This is a genomic window from Litoreibacter sp. GN1-5, from assembly GCF_055693805.1.
In genome coordinates this window covers 258,599-275,073 of sequence record NZ_JBVFUP010000001.1, presented here as the reverse complement: position 1 = coordinate 275,073, position 16,475 = coordinate 258,599, and the positions used below count along the sequence as shown (strand labels likewise).

The window sequence follows — 16,475 nt, the reverse complement described above, 5'->3', positions numbered from 1 at the left end:
GGGCCTTACATACCCCCAAACATGCAAATAAATGGCATCAGATCTTATGGAAAACATCATTCTCATTATCCACCTTATCCTGTCGTTGGGATTAATCGGCGTTGTGCTGATTCAACGCTCTGAAGGCGGTGGTTTGGGAATCGGTGGTGGCGGCGGTGGATCCATGTCCGGCAGACCGGGGATCAGTCCGCTGGGCAAAGTGACATGGCTGCTTGGGATTGCCTTCGTGATCACCTCGATCTCACTCACGGTGATTTCTGCGCAAAATTCAAGTGGTGGGTCCGTACTGGATTCAGACAACCTACTGCCGCCCGCAGCTGAAGAAAGTCCGACACCGCCCCCTGCGGACGACCTGCTACCGCCAAGCTCTGGCGATGCGCCTTTGACACCGCCCAACGCAGACCAATAATTTTATACCTACTATGTGTTGCCTTCAGAAAGATTGAGGCACACATAATATTGCGTGACCGGTTGCGGGATCACTTCGAATCCTTTATGTCTTAAATCCCGTGAACTAGGCGCTCTGAAGGGCCTTTTGCACCACAAAGACGGCTCAAAAAATCACGGGACACCAGCAACATATGGCACGATCTCGTATTCATCACTGGTGGGGTTGTATCCTCGCTCGGCAAGGGACTGGCCTCGGCCGCATTGGGGGCTTTGTTGCAGGCACGCGGCTATTCAGTGCGGTTGCGCAAGCTTGACCCTTACCTGAATGTTGATCCCGGTACGATGAGCCCTTTTGAGCATGGCGAGGTCTTTGTCACTGATGACGGGGCCGAGACCGATCTTGATCTCGGTCATTACGAGCGTTTCACAGGGGTCGCTGCGCGAAACACAGATTCTGTCAGCTCTGGCCGCATCTATTCCACAGTGTTGGAAAAAGAGCGGCGCGGCGATTATTTAGGAAAAACAATTCAGGTGATCCCCCATGTCACCAACGAAATCAAAGATTTCATTTCAATTGGCGAGGATGAGGTCGATTTCATGCTATGCGAAATTGGCGGTACTGTCGGCGATATCGAAGGATTGCCATTTTTCGAGGCGATCCGACAATTTTCGCAGGACAAGCCCCGCGGGCAATGCATTTTCATGCATCTGACCTTGTTGCCCTATATTGCGGCGTCCGGTGAATTGAAGACAAAACCAACCCAGCACAGCGTCAAGGAACTCCGCTCGATCGGGTTGGCCCCCGATGTTCTGGTTTGCCGGTCCGAGGGTCCGATCCCCGAGAAAGAACGCGAGAAACTGGCGCTCTTCTGCAATGTGCGCCCTGACAGTGTTATTGCGGCGCAAGATCTGAAATCGATCTACGAAGCGCCACTTACCTATCATAGCGAGGGTCTGGATCAGGCCGTCCTTGATGCGTTCGGCATTGCCCCGGCCCCACGCCCCAATCTGGAACGGTGGGAGGATGTTTATGATCGGATCGAGCATCCCGAAGGTGAAGTAAATGTCGCCATTGTTGGTAAATATACTCAGTTGGAGGACGCCTATAAGTCTATTGCCGAAGCGCTGACGCATGGCGGCATGGCCAATCGGGTGAAAGTCAAGATCGAATGGGTCGATGCAGAGCTCTTTGACCGCGAAGATGCCGCACCCCATCTTGAAGGCTTTCACGCGATTGTCGTCCCCGGCGGGTTTGGCGAACGAGGCACCGAAGGCAAAATCAAAGCAGCGCAATTCGCGCGCGAACACAATATCCCTTATCTGGGGATTTGCCTTGGAATGCAGATGGCCGTCATCGAAGCCGCGCGCAATCTGGCTGGTTTGAAAGACGCCGGGTCAGAAGAATTTGATCACGAGGCCGGCAAGAAACGCTTCACACCTATTGTATACCATCTCAAGGAATGGGTGCAGGGTAACAACACGATCAAACGAACAAGCGATGATGACAAAGGTGGAACAATGCGTCTGGGGGCCTATACGGCGGCCCTGACCGAAGGGTCCAAGGTGGCAGGCATCTATGGCACGCCTACAATCGAAGAGCGTCACCGCCACCGTTATGAAGTCGACATCAAATACCGTGAGAAGCTTGAAGACTGCGGGTTGCTCTTCTCGGGCATGTCGCCCGATGGCCGCTTACCTGAGATCGTCGAGATCAAGGACCACCCATGGTTCATTGGGGTGCAATTCCATCCCGAACTAAAATCCAAACCCTTCGCCCCACACCCGCTATTTGCTGATTTCGTGCGTGCCGCAAAAGAGAATTCACGTCTGGTTTAACGTAAAAGTTGCGAAAATCCTAGATATGTGGCCTCATATCCGTATCGAATCCGGATTTACGACCATATGTTCAAGGTCTTGCAAATTGTTTTTCTTTTTTGTGTTACGGCTCCCATGGCCGCAGCGCAAAATGTGCAGCAAGTGCCCTACCCGTCCCTTCAGGATAAACTGACTGGCATCATCGATTTTGAAAGCCTGCCCAGAACACAGTCGCCCGGTATGAACCTTGAGGGCATTCAGACCTTCGACGGTGCCTCTTTTGCCGAAAGTTTCCATGGCCAATCGTTGGACGTTGAAGATGGGTTTGATCGGCTGTCCGGTCTGCCGACAGCACCGCTTAGCTTGCGTGCAGGCGCGCCGGGGCACAACCTTGCGGTTGCTTTCTTCTACTTTCTGACCAATCAGATGATCGGCCACGCACCCCCTGGTTTTCCAGCACGCGAAGCCAATGGGGAAGGTGCAATTTCGATTCTGTTTGATATTGACCAAGCCGCTTTGGGCTTTCAAGTCGCCGCCGATCCTGAGACCGAGACGCTGCCGCGTGGCAAAATGCGCGTGACATTTTTCGACCGCGGTGGTGCGCAGATCGATCAGTTGGAACTTACACTCGATTGGGGACGCGCTGGATATGGCTTTAAACGCACTGACGGTATCGCTGATATTGCCGGGCTAACCATCACAAACAGCGATCCCGAAGGCATTGCCATTGACGATGTGATTTTTGATCAGTCGCAGACTATCGGAACCCTTCACAACAGCTTGACCGGCGCACCTTGGCCTATCTGAAACTGCGGTCTATATACATCGCATGTTTGGCGAATTTCTAAAACGTCTGGTTGCAGACAAACCGGCAAAGCTACCCGACGCAGATGCGCGGCTGGCCTTGGCTGCCCTTCTTGTGCGTATTGCAAAATCCGATGGTGATTATGCTGTGGTGGAAAAGGATCAGATCGAAAACATCCTGTCGCGCCGCTATAACCTGCTGAATGTGGAAGCCGAGGACCTGCGCGTTGCTGCTGAGCAGCTTGAAAAAGAAGCCCCTGACACGGTTCGCTTCACGCGCGCCATCAAGGAAGCTGTCGATCTGGAAGATCGCACCGCCATTATCGAAAGCCTGTGGGAGCTGGCCTTGGCCGATGGTGAGCGGGATAAGGAAGAAGACGGGCTTCTCAGGCTCGTAGCGCCTCTTTTGGGTATAAACGATGTTGACAGCGCATTGGCGCGTCAAAGAGTTGAAGCGCGGCTCAGCTAACAGTTTTCTGCGTCTGATCCTACGTCAACACCGCAATACCCATTGCAAACCTCATGCTTTTCAGGGCAACTACGTCACCGGGGATAATAATAAGCTGCCATACGTGACCAAACCTGAACCACCTGTCATTGAAATTCGCAACCTTCACAAAGCCTATGGCCAGCTGGAGGTCCTCAAAGGCATCGATATAAACGCCAAGGCGGGTAATGTGGTGTCGCTGATCGGCTCATCCGGGTCTGGCAAATCGACCCTGCTGCGTTGCGCCAATCTGCTGGAAGACAGCCAGCAAGGCGAAATCCTGTTTTGCGGCGAAGCTGTGCATTGGAAAGGCAGCGGCATGTCACGCAGGCCCGCTGATCCCAAACAAGTCACGCGCATTCGTACAAACCTGTCGATGGTGTTTCAGCAATTCAACCTTTGGGCGCATATGTCCATCCTTCAAAATGTCATGGAGGCCCCGGTGACTGTTCTGGGACAAGACCGGGCCGAGGTCGAAACCCGCGCACGCGCCATACTGGACAAGGTCGGCATTGGCGATAAATGCGATGTGTATCCGGCGCAATTGTCTGGCGGCCAACAACAGCGCGCTGCCATCGCCCGGGCGCTGGCCATGCAACCCAAAGCGCTGCTGTTTGATGAGCCTACCTCTGCTCTTGATCCGGAACTTGAGCAGGAAGTCGTCAAGGTGATCAGGGATCTGGCAAATGAAGGCCGCACCATGATCATCGTGACCCATGACATGCGACTGGCTGCTGATGTCAGCGATCATGTCGTATTTCTTCACCAGGGCCTGATCGAAGAAGAAGGCCCCCTGATACGGTCTTTGGCTCGCCCAAAACCGAACGGCTACAACAGTTTCTACGCGCGACTGTGCCAGCCTGATAAAAAACTGCGCACCAACTTGGAGAGACCAACATGAAAAAACTTATCCTGACCACCACCGCCCTTGCCCTATCTGTGGGCATTGCACTGGCTGACGGCCATGGCGATACGATCCGCATGGGAACCGAGGGCGCCTACCCTCCCTATAACTTTATCAATGATGCTGGCGAAGTTGACGGGTTTGAACGGGAATTGGGTGATGAGCTGTGCAAACGCGCCGAATTGACCTGCGAATGGGTCACAAACGAATGGGACAGCATTATCCCGAACCTTGTGTCTGGCAACTACGACACGATTATGGCTGGCATGTCGATCACAGATGAGCGGGACGAGGTCATCGATTTCACCGATCCGTATACACAGCCCGATCCTTCCGTCTTTGTCGCAGCGTCAGCTGATGTAGACCTTTCTTCTGCAATCATTGCCGCACAAACGGGCACTATTCAGGCCAGCCATGCCGCCTCCATGGAAGGGGCGACTGTGGTGGAATTCGCAACACCGGAAGAAACCGTTGCTGCCGTGAAAGGTGGGGAAGCGGACGCTGTGTTGGCCGACAAAGCCTTCCTGCAACCCATTGCTGACGAAGATGGTGATCTTGAAATCGTCGGTGAAGATGTTCTGATTGGCGGCGGTATCGGCCTTGGCGTGCGCGAAAGCGATGGAGAGCTGAAAGAGAAATTCAATGCAGCCATCCAGTCCATGAAAGCGGACGGCACTTTGAACGAGCTGATCAAGAAGCATCTGCCCGACTCGGCCATTTTCTAAACCCCAAATGGTCGCGGCGGGGCGTTTTGCCCCGGCGCTACTTTGAGTGACCTCATGATCCGCAAATTGATTGCCCCATTGCTTGTCGCCTTATGCTGTAGCGCGCCGCTGCTTGCCAGCGACTGCATAGAAATCGGGCGCAAATGCATTGAGGCAGACACGACCAAGCTAAGCTTGCAGCTCAGCGATGATGTCCCCGACCTCTCGATCCTTGAGAAGTTCCCGAACTTGACAGACCTACGGCTAAGCCCGGGGCTGCGCTTCAAAGGCGAAGTGGCACTGGATGCTTTGCGCAGCTTCCCTGCGCTGGAGCAATTGACGCTTGACCGGCTCATAGTTCAAGATTTGACCCCTCTAGCGGAGCTTTCCCAACTGAAGCAATTGCGCGTAACGGGCCTGAAAAACCCCGTAGACATGGCACCCATTTCGCAACTAACCGGGCTTACGAGCCTGTCACTGCGTGGCAATCGCTGGCTTAAGGACTTGCGCTTTGTCGCCCCGCTGGTGCAGCTAGAATTCATCGACCTGCACACGGTCGGGGCCACGGACCTGTCGCCCTTATCCGCCATGACCAAGCTGCGTCGGGTTGACCTGTATAATACCGATGTGGCAGACCTGTCGCCCCTTAGCAACGCGCAGGGCATGGAATTTATTGAGATCTCCTACACCAAGGTCGCTTCGCTCGCACCTTTGGCGCGAATGCCCGCATTGAAGACGATTTACATGCAGGACGTTTGGACAGTCTCGCTCACCGGATTGGAGAACGCCCAAGAGCTTGAGGCGCTATTTGCCGAAGGGGCGCGTCTAACGGACATCTCCGCGCTGGCAAGCAAGACTGCACTCAAAGAGCTTGAAATTCAGAACACTTCCGTCAGCGATTTGCAGCCTTTGGCGGATGCCTCGGGCCTGCGCAAGCTGACCTTCAACAATACCCGCGTCACGGATGTATCGCCACTGGCAGGGCTGCGAACCTTGCGCACCCTGCGCTTCAAGCAGACAGAGGTCACAGACATCTCGCCCTTGGCCGAACTGTCTAACCTGAATGACCTGACCCTGCCGCAGCAGCCTCTGGACCTGTCCATCTTGATCAATTTCAAGGACCTGGCTTCCCTGCGCGCGCCCGACCTGCCCGAGGTTGATATGCGCCCGATCCTGGAGCTCGATAAGCTGTTTATGCTGATCCCGGGTAACGCCAAGGCCCCTCTGCGCAAGGACGATATCAGCGACTTTATTGCGGCCCGAAGGGACGGAGGCTAAGTGTTCACCTATTGCGCCGACCCATCTGCCCTTGCAGGCCTGAAATGGCTGAGCTGCTACCTGACTACCGGGAAGCATATGGCGTTCTACTGGTCATTTGGCACCGTTCTGACCTTGCTGGCGATCACAGCACCGACGGCACTGCTGTTTGGCTTTGGCGGGGCGACGGCCGCGCGGTCCCGCATCCTGCCGCTGCGTTGGTTCGGGAAAAGCTACATTGCTATTGTGCGCGCTGTGCCGGATATCGTTTTCTTCCTGTTCTTCGTCATCGCACTGGATCAGACGTTTGAATACTTACGTCACCGTGCCTTTTGCCCTGATTGGGTACTTCCTGTCCGTCAGGGCAATGACTTCGTTGTCTGCGCCGCAGCCAAACTGCCCCAAAACAACGCCCCGCAATGGGTGCATGAGATGTATGGCTTCTTCACAGCCGTTCTGACATTCGCCATCGTCTTCGGCGCGTTCGCCGCTAATGTTCTGTTTGGGGCCATGCGATCTGTGCCAAAGGCACAGCTTGAAACAGCGCAGGCTTACGGCATGACCCCTCGCCAGAGCTTCTGGCGCATTCTGGTGCCACAGATGTGGGTCTATGCGTTGCCTGGCCTTAGCAACCTTTGGATGGTTCTTATCAAGGCCACGCCGCTGCTGTTCCTGCTGGGGGTCGAAGATATCGTGTACTGGGCGCGCGAACTTGGCGGCACCAAGAACCCACGCTTCACAGATTACCCGCATGGCGACTGGAGGATTTGGTATTTTCTGGTCCTTCTGGTCTTTTATCTCGCCTTTACAAAAGTCTCGGAATTCGTGCTGGAACGTATCATGAAGCGCCTTACCCATGGGCAGGCAACTTTGGGCGGGACGTCATGAGCTGCGTTCAGACAATTCAGGATTATGGGCTGCGTGCCATCGGCATTGGGGAACGCCTGCTGCCTCGTGAAAACTTTACTTTATGCGAGCAATTCACCCTGATCGGCTCTGGTATGTTATGGAATATCTATTTCGGCGTTTTAGCAATGATCGCGGGCTTTTTTCTTGCAAACGCAATCGCCGTTTGTAAGGCGGCCCAAAACCCATGGGTCAGAATACCCGCCGAATGGTTCATTCTGATCTTCCGAGGCTCACCACTGTTTATCCAGTTCTTCTTCGCCTATTTCCTGTTTCTCAGCCTCAAAAGTTCAACGCCTGCTTTGGGATGGTTGACCTCTGCCTGGGCCGGTGCGCTGATCGTGCTGTTTCTCAACACCGCAGCTTACGCTGCCGAAATTTTCTACGGCGCGCTTCGTTCGGTCCCTAAAGGCGAAGTCGAGGCCGCCGATGCATACGGCATGACAGGTTGGAAACGCTTCCGCCGCATCATTTGGCCCACTTCCCTGCGTCTTGCCTGGCCTGCCTACACCAATGAAGCGATCTTCACATTCCACGCCACCACACTGGTTTTCTTCTCGGGCTTTCCTGCATGGCAACAACGCGGGGACGCGCTCTATTATGCCAGCTATTTCGCAGACAAAACATTCAACCCATTCATTCCCTATCCGATCGTCGCTTTCTACTTCGTACTGCTGACCCTTGTGGTCATCACGCTGTTCGGCATGGTAAATACCTATCTAAACCGGCACCTCCCACAAGAGCAGCGGCCAAAACTGAAATTACGACCGCAAATTATCCGATGAAAACAATCACGAGCCTCTTATGAAAATCGGCATCCTTGCTTGCGGCCACACCGCGCCGGAACTTCAGCCTACGCATGGTGACTTTTCCGATATGTTCCAAATGCTTCTGGACAGGAATGGCTTCATCTTCGCAACCTATGATGTTGAGAACATGCAGTTCCCCGATATGGTCTCGGACTGCGATGGATGGCTTCTGACAGGGTCCAAACACGGGGCCTATGAAGATCACGCATTTATCCCACCGCTGGAAGATTTTATCCGTGATGTCTACGCCGCCCATATCCCAATGGTTGGCATTTGCTTTGGCCATCAGATTATCGCGCAGGCCCTTGGCGGGCAGGTAGAAAAATTTGAAGGCGGTTGGGCGATTGGTCTGAATGACTACCAGTTTGACCAGCTTGGGGACGTTAAGCTGAACGCCTGGCATCAGGATCAAGTGATCCACAAACCCGAAGGTGCAGAACCTATTGCCTCCAACAGTTTTTGCGAGAATGCAGCGCTGATCTATGACACCCGTGCCCTTACGATCCAAGCGCACCCGGAATTTGACGGTGCGCTGATCGCGGACTATGTCAAAATGCGCAAGGGGGACGCGGACTACCCCGACGACATTATGGATCGGGCAGCTACGCTAACTGGCGCGCAAACCAGCAATGACATACTTGCCCGGAAGATTGCTGATTTCTTCACTCAACCACGCGGGGCCTAGAATGGTTAACTGGCTTGATGAACTGCCCGAGGCCGCAAAGATCTACCTACAGGATCGCCGTCTGGATGAGGTCGAATGCATCGTTCCCGACCTGCCCGGCATTGCCCGTGGCAAGGCGGTGCCTGCTTCGAAATTTGCGCGTCAGGCGCATTTTCACCTGCCAAACTCTATCTATTTCCAGACCATTACAGGCGATTGGGGCGAGGCGGCAGGTGATAGCGGATTTACAGAACCCGATATGATCCTGAAGCCTGACATGAGCACCGCCACCGCTGCCCCATGGACCGGCGACTGGACGCTTCAGGTGATCCACGACGCGTTTGACCAACAGGGGGAGCCTATCCCCATGGCGCCCCGGAATGTCCTGAAACGCGTGGTAGAGCTTTATCGCAAGGAAGGCTGGGATCCGATCGTTGCCCCTGAGATGGAATTCTATCTTGTCGCCCGCAATCTGAACCCAGCGGAAGAAATTAAACCCATGATGGGTCGGTCCGGTCGCCCCGCCGCAGCCCGTCAGTCTTATTCCATGTCTGCGGTGGATGAATTCGGCCCGGTGATCGACGACATCTATGATTTCGCCGAAGCGCAGGGGTTTGAGATTGACGGCATCACTCAGGAAGGCGGTGCAGGTCAGCTTGAAATCAATCTTCGCCATGGCAACCCGGTGAAACTGGCTGACGAAATTTTCTATTTCAAACGTCTGATCCGTGAAGCCGCCCTGCGCTACGACTGTTTCGCCACCTTCATGGCAAAGCCGATTGAAGGTGAGCCGGGTTCTGCCATGCATATCCATCATTCTGTGACCGATATGAAAACCGGCAAAAATATCTTCTCGGGACCGCGTGGTGCCGAAACAGACTATTTCAAGCACTTCATCGGCGGGCTGCAACGCCATCTACCATCGGTCATCGCATTGTTGGCCCCTTACGTGAACAGCTACCGGCGCTATGTAAAAGATCACGCAGCGCCGATTAATCTGGAATGGGGCCACGACAACCGCACGACCGGTATTCGTGTTCCAATCTCGGACGCAAGCTCTCGCCGTGTTGAAAACAGATTGGCCGGTATGGATTGCAATCCCTATCTTGGCATTGCAGCATCGCTCGCCTGCGGCTATCTGGGCCTGAAAGAAGGCCAAAGCCCCACCAAAATGTACACGGGCGAAGCCTATGATGCCGAAGAAGATATTCCACGCGACCTTTTCTCGGCTCTAGGATTACTGAACGAATCCAAAACTATAGGAAATATTCTTCATCCTGAATTCGCGCGTGTCTATTCTATCGTTAAATCGGCGGAATATGAGGAATTCCTGCATGTCATCAGCCCGTGGGAGCGTGAGCACCTATTGTTGAATGTATGAACCTACTTTTCGCCAATGACAAACGTGGCGCCTACCCAGACAGCTGGTATGCAGCCACTGCCACGCCCCTTGACGCTTTCCCAAATCTGAAAGTGCAGCTCAGCACTGATCTTTGCATTATTGGCGGTGGGTATACCGGGCTGTCCGCTGCTTTACATGCAGCACAAGCAGGGCTTGATGTTGTTCTACTCGATGCGCACCGCGTTGGTTTTGGTGCTTCCGGGCGCAATGGCGGACAATTGGGAACGGGTTTCAACAAGAGCCAGCAAGAGCTTGAAAAGCTTGTAGGAAAACCTGATGCCCATAAATTATGGGACATGGCCGAGGCCGCCAAATCCTTAACCCGGCAACTTTGCAATGATCACGCCCCTGACGCTGCCTATCGCCCCGGCGTAGCCCATGCCGACTGGCACGCAGACGACGTTGCACGCACCCATGCCGATGCGAATTATCTGGCAGAGCATTACGGCTATGAGAAAATCGAGCATTTGGATCGCGATTCCATCCGCGCCCATATCGGCGCGGATACCTATCAGGGCGGCGTGCTGGATCATGATGCAGGCCATCTGCACCCGCTGCGCTATGCCTTCGGGCTGGCCCGTGCGGCAAGCACCGCTGGTGTCCGCATCTTTGAACGCAGCCATGTTCATAACATCATTCAAGGCTCTGCCCCGGTGGTACAAACAGATCAAGGCCGCGTTAAAGCCAAAGGCGTTATCATTGCCACGAACGGTTATAGCACAGGTCTGACACGCGCGACTGCGGCAAAAGTAATGCCCATCAACAACTTCATGATTGCGACCGCCCCTGTTGATGACACCATACTGCCCACAAACATCGCCGTGGCCGACAGTAAATTCGTGATCAACTACTTTCGCCTTTCCGAGGATAGACGCCTGATCTTCGGCGGAGGGGAGAGTTACGGCTACCGCTTCCCCAAAGATATTGCAGCGCTGGTACGTAAACCTATGGCGCAGGTTTTTCCACAGCTCAAAGACATACAGATAGATTATGCTTGGGGTGGCACGCTTGCTATCACCATGTCCCGCCTGCCCCATATAGCACGCCCCGCGCCCAATATTCTGTCGGCTGCGGGTTATTCCGGCCATGGCCTCGCACTGGCGGGGTTCACGGGCAAACTGATGGCCGACGCCATCGCCGGAGAACTAGGCGGCCTGAACCTGCTGGAAAAGCTGCCAACCCCCAGTTTTCCTGGTGGCGGGGCGTTCCGTTCACCTCTGCTGGCATTGGCGATGACATGGTATGCCACACGCGACCGTCTGGGGCTCTAGCTTTTTCATCAAAAATGTATTACAGATTTTCTATAACAAACATTCAGGAAAGCTGAAAAGATGCGCGACTTCCCCACGCAGGCCCCCAATGTTTATGACGCCGAGCCGATACCAGATGCTGCACGCGCTGCCATTGAAGATCTGATCAGTTCAGGTGATTTGTTTCGTTACACAGCCGCGCAGGACGCGCCTGTCGCACTGCTGGAACAGGAGTTTGCAAAGCTTCTGGGCGCGAAATACGCATTGGCCCTGTCGTCCTGCTCTGCCGCATTGTTCCTGTCACTCAAGGCACTGGATCTGCCCCGCGACGCCCGCGTGCTGATCCCTGCCTTCACCTTCGCCGCAGTCCCATCGGCCGTTGTGCATGCGGATTGTCAGCCTGTGCTGGTAGAGGTCGGGGATAATTACCGCATCGACATGGACGACTTTGCTGCCAAAATCGAAGATGCCGATGCTGTCCTGATCAGCCATATGCGCGGCCATACCTCTGATATGGATGCAATCATGACATTGGCAGCACAGCACAACCTGCCAGTGATCGAAGACGCGGCCCATTCCCTTGGCACTCGGTGGAACGGGCAAAATATTGGCACGCTGGGCAAGATTGGCTGCTTTTCTTTCCAATCCTACAAGATGATCAATGCAGGCGAAGGCGGCATCATGATTACGGATGACCCTGACCTGATTGCCCGCGCCGTGATCATGTCCGGTGCGTATGAGCATAACTGGAACAAACACGCCATCATCAGCGACTACGCCGCAAAATGGCAAAATAAGCTGCCGCTGTATAATTTGCGCATGCAAAATCTCAGCGCTGCTGTAATCCGCCCACAATTGCCCGAGCTTGCCCGGCGTGTGAGAGATGGCCGTAGCAACCATGACTATGTGGCCGAACAGTTGAATGTCAGCGGGTATTTCGACGTCCCTGCACCGCTTAGCCCTGAACTGCGTGCGCCAGATTCAATACAGTTCAATCTGAAAGATTTTTCAGAGCCTCAGACACGCACCTTCATGGCGGCCAGTAAGGCGCAGGGTGTAAGTGTTCAGGTGTTCGGCCTGAGCACCGACAATGCCCGCGCCTTCTGGAACTGGCAGTTCATAGGCCAGACACCAGACCTGCCGCAAACCCGTGCTATGCTGTCCAAGGCCTGCGATACCCGCCTGCCGGCCCGGTTGAAGCAACCCGATCTGGACTATATAGCCCATACGCTAATCGCTGCGGCCAGAGCTGCAAAAGCCTAAGCGCCAATTAGCCCAGCACCTGCATCTGCCCTTCCAAAAACGGCATCCGGTGCTGGCAGAACTCTACCAACTCGCTCTTGATCAATGCGCGGAGCGTCGTCGCCATCTGCGCAGGCATATCCTGCGCCATATCACGTCTGGCAATAAGCGAAATCCGCCGAGACAGCGGCGCAAAGGGCAGAGCAAAGGTCTCAACCCGATCAATAAACCGCTTGGCACGCATCGCCCCCAGAGGCGTCAGGATCGTCCACCCCTCACCTTTGGCAACCATCGCCATGATGGCGTGATAGTTGTCCAACTCAAACCGATGTGACACCACCACGTTAGAACGCGCCAGATGCGACGCGATCTGGCGTCCCATCACGTGGCGCGAGGTATACTGTATCAACGGCGCTTGCCGCAAAACTTGCAACATATCGTCCTTGTCACGCACCATGCGTTTGGGCGTCACCACGATGAACGGATCGACCAGCAGCGGATGTACCTCGTAGTCTGGTTGCAAATCCTCCGGCTCTGCCGCAATCGCCACGTCCAACGCTCGCGCCTCAAGCTGATCCAGCATTCGATGACTTGCCCCGGTTTCCAATAGAAACTGCGCTTTGGGCATCGTTTCGGCCAGTTGCATCAGCAAAGCTGGTGTAACATCCGCGTCGAAATCTTCCACCACGCCCAACCGCAGGCGCACTCTGGCGGCCATATCATTTACCGTCAGCTCAGCAGTCGCCTGCGCCGCTTCGTTCAGGATCGTCTGCGCCCGACGCAAGAATAACTCACCCGCAGGGGTCAGGGGCATGGGCCGTTCGGCCCGGTTCAACAGCGGTGTGCCTAACGCCGTCTCCAGATTACTGAGCTGTTGGCTGACCGCGGACGGGCTGGCCCCCAACCGCCGTGCCGCAGCTGTAATCGATGGCTCTTCCGCCGCTGCAACGAAAACCTCGATCTGCCAAAGCGTGATCTTGCCAGGTGTCTCGACCATGTGTCCCCCAGAACGCAACATTTATTGCCGCGTTTCAAACCTGAATACAGTGTAAGCGTAACCGTAAACAGAGGCTAGATAGAGTTAGAAGAGTAAACCTACAAAAGCAACATCCGCCCCTACCGCTCCAACCAGGCCTGCATAGCGGTTGTTGTAGCTTCGGGCTGTTCCAGTGTCGGCAGGTGGCCCGCGTTCTCAATCACCACAAGCTCGGCATTATCACCAATGATATCTGTCATAAATTCATGGCGTTTCAGTGGGCAAAGCGCATCGTGCTCTCCGCACAAAACGAGTACAGGCACTTTGATTTGACGCAATGTCGCCTGCTGATCCGGCCTGCGCTGTAATGCGCGGGATTGGCGTAGGAAAACACCTTCCCCCTGATCAAGCGCCATCTCCATTACCAGATCAAGGATTACCTCGTTCCCGTCAGCCGGGGCCAGATAATTCGGTTTCATCTCTTCACGCATGACCTCGGGTAGCAACCCGGCCATAACCCGCGCAATCTGCGGCTCCCGGCTTGCTGCAACCTTTGGGGTCTCTTTCTGAGCATTCGTATCCATCAGCGCCAAACGCGTGACACGGTCCGGTGCCTGACGCATCACTTCCATGGCGATGATACCGCCCATGGACAGGCCCGCCAGCGCAAAGCGTTCCGGAGCTGTCGCCAACACTTCCCGCGCAAGGGCCTCGACATTATCGTGCGCATTGATCGGCGCAAGATGCACCGCACGCGTCCGTCCGAATACTTTGATTTGCGGCCCAAAAAGCCGTGCGTCACACATCATGCCAGGCAACAGAACCAAGGGCTCTTTCGCCTTGGACAACAGGAAAAGCGGCTCCGTTGTCATAGATTTGCCTTTGCCATAGCTGTCTACCTGTCCTGACTTGTCTCGTTCAGTTTGATCACGAAAGCAAAGGCAGGAAAAGACTTAACCCGCCGTCCACCCCCCATCGATCATGATCGAGCTCCCTGTCACCATCGCACTGGCATCAGAGGCAAGATAGACTGCGGCACCCATGATATCTTCAACCAAACCAACGCGAGGCAGCTTGATCTTGCTGTCAATCCAAGCGCGTTTTTCCGGGTCATTGAACGTCGCCTCAGTCAAAGGTGTTCGTATAAATGTCGGGCAGATCGAGTTAACCCGTATGTTGTCCGGGCCGAACTCAATCGCCATTGCCTTGTTCATTCCCTCAATCGCATGTTTCGTCGCACAGTAAACAGCGCGATCCTGCCCGCCAACATACCCCATTTGAGAACTGATCTGAATGATCGATCCGCCACGCCCCTGCATCGAAATGGCCGCCTGCTGCGCCAGAAAATACGCAGCCTTCACGTTGATTTCCATAACCGCGTCAAAATCTTCCGGGGCAGTCTCCACGGCCTTGGAATGGCGCGCGAGCCCCGCAGAATTGCACAAAACATCAAGCGAACCACAGCTTGCGATCGCAGCCTTGACACTGTCCAGATCGGTCACATCCAGCGGCAATGCCTCGGCACTCAATTCTGCGCTTGTCATCTCATCCACAGCTGCGTGCAGCGCATCCACCCCACGCGCGGCCACCACCACATGCGCCCCCGCTTCGGCCAACGCAACAGCACATCCAAGCCCAATCCCGCGCGACCCGCCAGTGACCAGGGCGCGTTTGCCGTCCAGACGAAACGAAGGGGTTTGGGGCAATGTCATTCTGTTTCTCCTGTCCACAGGTCTGGAATAGCCGGATATGCGATGCCGCGAAAAGGTGGAAAATCAGCATAGCGCTTTTGCCTCTCTGCCAGACCCTCACCCGGTTCTGCCCCGGCAGCCAGTAATTTACCCCGCGGTGCTATGTAACTTGAGATTGTGCGCAAAGGTATGGGCCGCCAGCTCAGATTAAAGGCTGCAAGCTTTGGGAAGTACCATTGCTCGGAATAGGGCAAATGATCGTGAACCCACCATGCCAGATCACGCCAGTCACGCCCCCGTTCGTATTGATCGGCAAACCATGGAATGACAATCGACGCGCCAGAAATTCTAGCGTCACCCCTGCCCCTGTCCCATATGTGGCACTCGCCCGGATAGTCATTCCGCGCGCAATTCAGACGGTTTTCGTTTCCGAACCGGTTCAAATCAGGGGACCGATACCCGGACCGCACGGCGATCCGCCCGAAGGTTTCCTCCAGCGGATCGAGTAAGTGTACACAAAATGCCCGCCCAACCTCGATGACCAGATCAGGATCTTCCGGCAGGTTTTGTTGCTGATGAAAATTACCTATCTCGGAATAAAGAAAATCACGCATGTAGAAATGCTTCGACAATCGCACGCGGCCCAATGTCTCAAGGCTCCACATCGAAGCCGGTTTACGCATAGGTTTTCCAAATGGCTAAAATACCTCCGCCGGAGGCGTAGAATTTTCGTAGAAAATTCTCATCCATAGCCATTCCAGCGAAACGCACCATCTTCGCGTAAAGGCGAAAACGGGTTGAACGCCACTTCCCATACATGCCCGTCCGGATCAGCGAAATAGCCATGATACCCGCCCCAGAACACATCCTGCGCTGGTTTCACAACGCGGCCACCCGCGGCTTCGACCTGTGCCAGAAAAGGCACCACATCCTCTTTGCTGCGCACGTTATAACCAAGTGTCAGGCCCGAAAATCCGCCAATTTGACTTTCCTCCATACCTAGCTCTTCAGCTAATGCGGCTCTGGGGTATAAACCAAGCGTCTGGCCAATAAGATCAAATGCAATCACACCATCTTGGCTTTCGACTTGCTGCCAGCCAAGCGCTTTGTAAAAGCTGGCTGAAACTTCCATATCGGCCACCCCCAGCGTGATAAGGCTTACCCTCTGATCCAT

Annotated in this window: 17 protein-coding genes and 1 pseudogene; 13 read left to right on the top strand and 5 right to left on the bottom strand. The window is 54.7% G+C overall.

Annotated features, from left to right (window positions below):
- The first annotated feature begins 46 nt into the window (after positions 1–46).
- The 13 genes and pseudogenes from secG (at position 47) to ACZ1HF_RS01360 (ending at position 12,655) form a co-directional block, all read left to right on the top strand.
- Positions 47–409, top strand: a complete 363-nt coding sequence (secG, locus tag ACZ1HF_RS01420) for a preprotein translocase subunit SecG (RefSeq protein WP_472658953.1) — start codon at positions 47–49, stop codon at positions 407–409.
- A gap of 170 nt (positions 410–579) precedes the next feature.
- Complete coding sequence (locus ACZ1HF_RS01415) at positions 580–2,226, top strand: CTP synthase (RefSeq protein ID WP_472658952.1); 1,647 nt, start codon at positions 580–582, stop codon at positions 2,224–2,226.
- A 114-nt stretch (positions 2,227–2,340) separates the two neighbouring features.
- Positions 2,341–3,012, top strand: coding sequence for a hypothetical protein (locus ACZ1HF_RS01410; RefSeq protein WP_472655829.1), 672 nt, complete (start codon positions 2,341–2,343; stop codon positions 3,010–3,012).
- 22 nt (positions 3,013–3,034) lie between these two features.
- Positions 3,035–3,478: a tellurite resistance TerB family protein gene (locus ACZ1HF_RS01405; protein ID WP_472655828.1), complete on the top strand. Its 444-nt coding sequence runs from the start codon at positions 3,035–3,037 to the stop codon at positions 3,476–3,478.
- A 103-nt stretch (positions 3,479–3,581) separates the two neighbouring features.
- Positions 3,582–4,360: pseudogene (locus ACZ1HF_RS01400) on the top strand (ABC transporter ATP-binding protein).
- A 33-nt stretch (positions 4,361–4,393) separates the two neighbouring features.
- The gene (locus tag ACZ1HF_RS01395; protein WP_472655827.1) at positions 4,394–5,125 is read left to right on the top strand and encodes a transporter substrate-binding domain-containing protein; all 732 of its coding nucleotides are present in this window, start codon (positions 4,394–4,396) and stop codon (positions 5,123–5,125) included.
- A gap of 54 nt (positions 5,126–5,179) precedes the next feature.
- Positions 5,180–6,382 carry a leucine-rich repeat domain-containing protein gene (locus tag ACZ1HF_RS01390; RefSeq protein WP_472655826.1) on the top strand — a complete coding sequence of 401 codons (1,203 nt, stop codon included), beginning with the start codon at positions 5,180–5,182 and terminating at the stop codon, positions 6,380–6,382.
- On the top strand, positions 6,383–7,249 hold the full coding sequence (locus ACZ1HF_RS01385; RefSeq protein ID WP_472655825.1) for an ABC transporter permease: 867 nt from the start codon (positions 6,383–6,385) through the stop codon (positions 7,247–7,249).
- Positions 7,246–8,052 (top strand): ABC transporter permease, encoded by an 807-nt coding sequence (locus ACZ1HF_RS01380; RefSeq protein WP_472655824.1) that lies wholly within the window; start codon positions 7,246–7,248, stop codon positions 8,050–8,052. Before ACZ1HF_RS01385 ends, ACZ1HF_RS01380 begins: the two co-directional genes overlap by 4 nt.
- Before the next feature lie 19 nt (positions 8,053–8,071).
- A complete protein-coding gene (locus tag ACZ1HF_RS01375) occupies positions 8,072–8,761 on the top strand; it encodes a type 1 glutamine amidotransferase (RefSeq protein WP_472655823.1) in 690 nt (229 codons plus the stop codon).
- 1 nt (position 8,762) lies between these two features.
- Positions 8,763–10,121: a glutamine synthetase family protein gene (locus tag ACZ1HF_RS01370; protein ID WP_472655822.1), complete on the top strand. Its 1,359-nt coding sequence runs from the start codon at positions 8,763–8,765 to the stop codon at positions 10,119–10,121.
- The gene (locus tag ACZ1HF_RS01365; protein WP_472655821.1) at positions 10,118–11,413 is read left to right on the top strand and encodes an NAD(P)/FAD-dependent oxidoreductase; all 1,296 of its coding nucleotides are present in this window, start codon (positions 10,118–10,120) and stop codon (positions 11,411–11,413) included. The genes ACZ1HF_RS01370 and ACZ1HF_RS01365 overlap by 4 nt, the downstream gene beginning before the upstream one ends.
- Positions 11,414–11,473: 60 nt before the next feature.
- Entirely contained in the window at positions 11,474–12,655 is a 1,182-nt protein-coding gene (locus tag ACZ1HF_RS01360) for a DegT/DnrJ/EryC1/StrS family aminotransferase (RefSeq protein ID WP_472655820.1), read from the top strand.
- A 7-nt stretch (positions 12,656–12,662) separates the two neighbouring features.
- Here ACZ1HF_RS01360 and ACZ1HF_RS01355 read toward each other — a convergent pair whose 3' ends face one another.
- The 5 genes from ACZ1HF_RS01355 to ACZ1HF_RS01335 all read right to left on the bottom strand — a co-directional run bounded on the left by ACZ1HF_RS01355 (position 12,663) and on the right by ACZ1HF_RS01335 (position 16,475).
- On the bottom strand, positions 12,663–13,631 hold the full coding sequence (locus ACZ1HF_RS01355; protein ID WP_472655819.1) for a LysR family transcriptional regulator: 969 nt from the start codon (positions 13,629–13,631) through the stop codon (positions 12,663–12,665).
- 119 nt (positions 13,632–13,750) lie between these two features.
- Entirely contained in the window at positions 13,751–14,482 is a 732-nt protein-coding gene (locus ACZ1HF_RS01350; RefSeq protein WP_472655818.1) for an alpha/beta fold hydrolase, read from the bottom strand.
- An 81-nt stretch (positions 14,483–14,563) separates the two neighbouring features.
- Entirely contained in the window at positions 14,564–15,322 is a 759-nt protein-coding gene (locus ACZ1HF_RS01345; RefSeq protein WP_472655817.1) for an SDR family NAD(P)-dependent oxidoreductase, read from the bottom strand.
- Positions 15,319–15,966 carry a hypothetical protein gene (locus tag ACZ1HF_RS01340; protein WP_472658951.1) on the bottom strand — a complete coding sequence of 216 codons (648 nt, stop codon included), beginning with the start codon at positions 15,964–15,966 and terminating at the stop codon, positions 15,319–15,321. Before ACZ1HF_RS01340 ends, ACZ1HF_RS01345 begins: the two co-directional genes overlap by 4 nt.
- A gap of 77 nt (positions 15,967–16,043) precedes the next feature.
- Positions 16,044–16,475 carry a VOC family protein gene (locus tag ACZ1HF_RS01335; protein WP_472655816.1) on the bottom strand — a complete coding sequence of 144 codons (432 nt, stop codon included), beginning with the start codon at positions 16,473–16,475 and terminating at the stop codon, positions 16,044–16,046.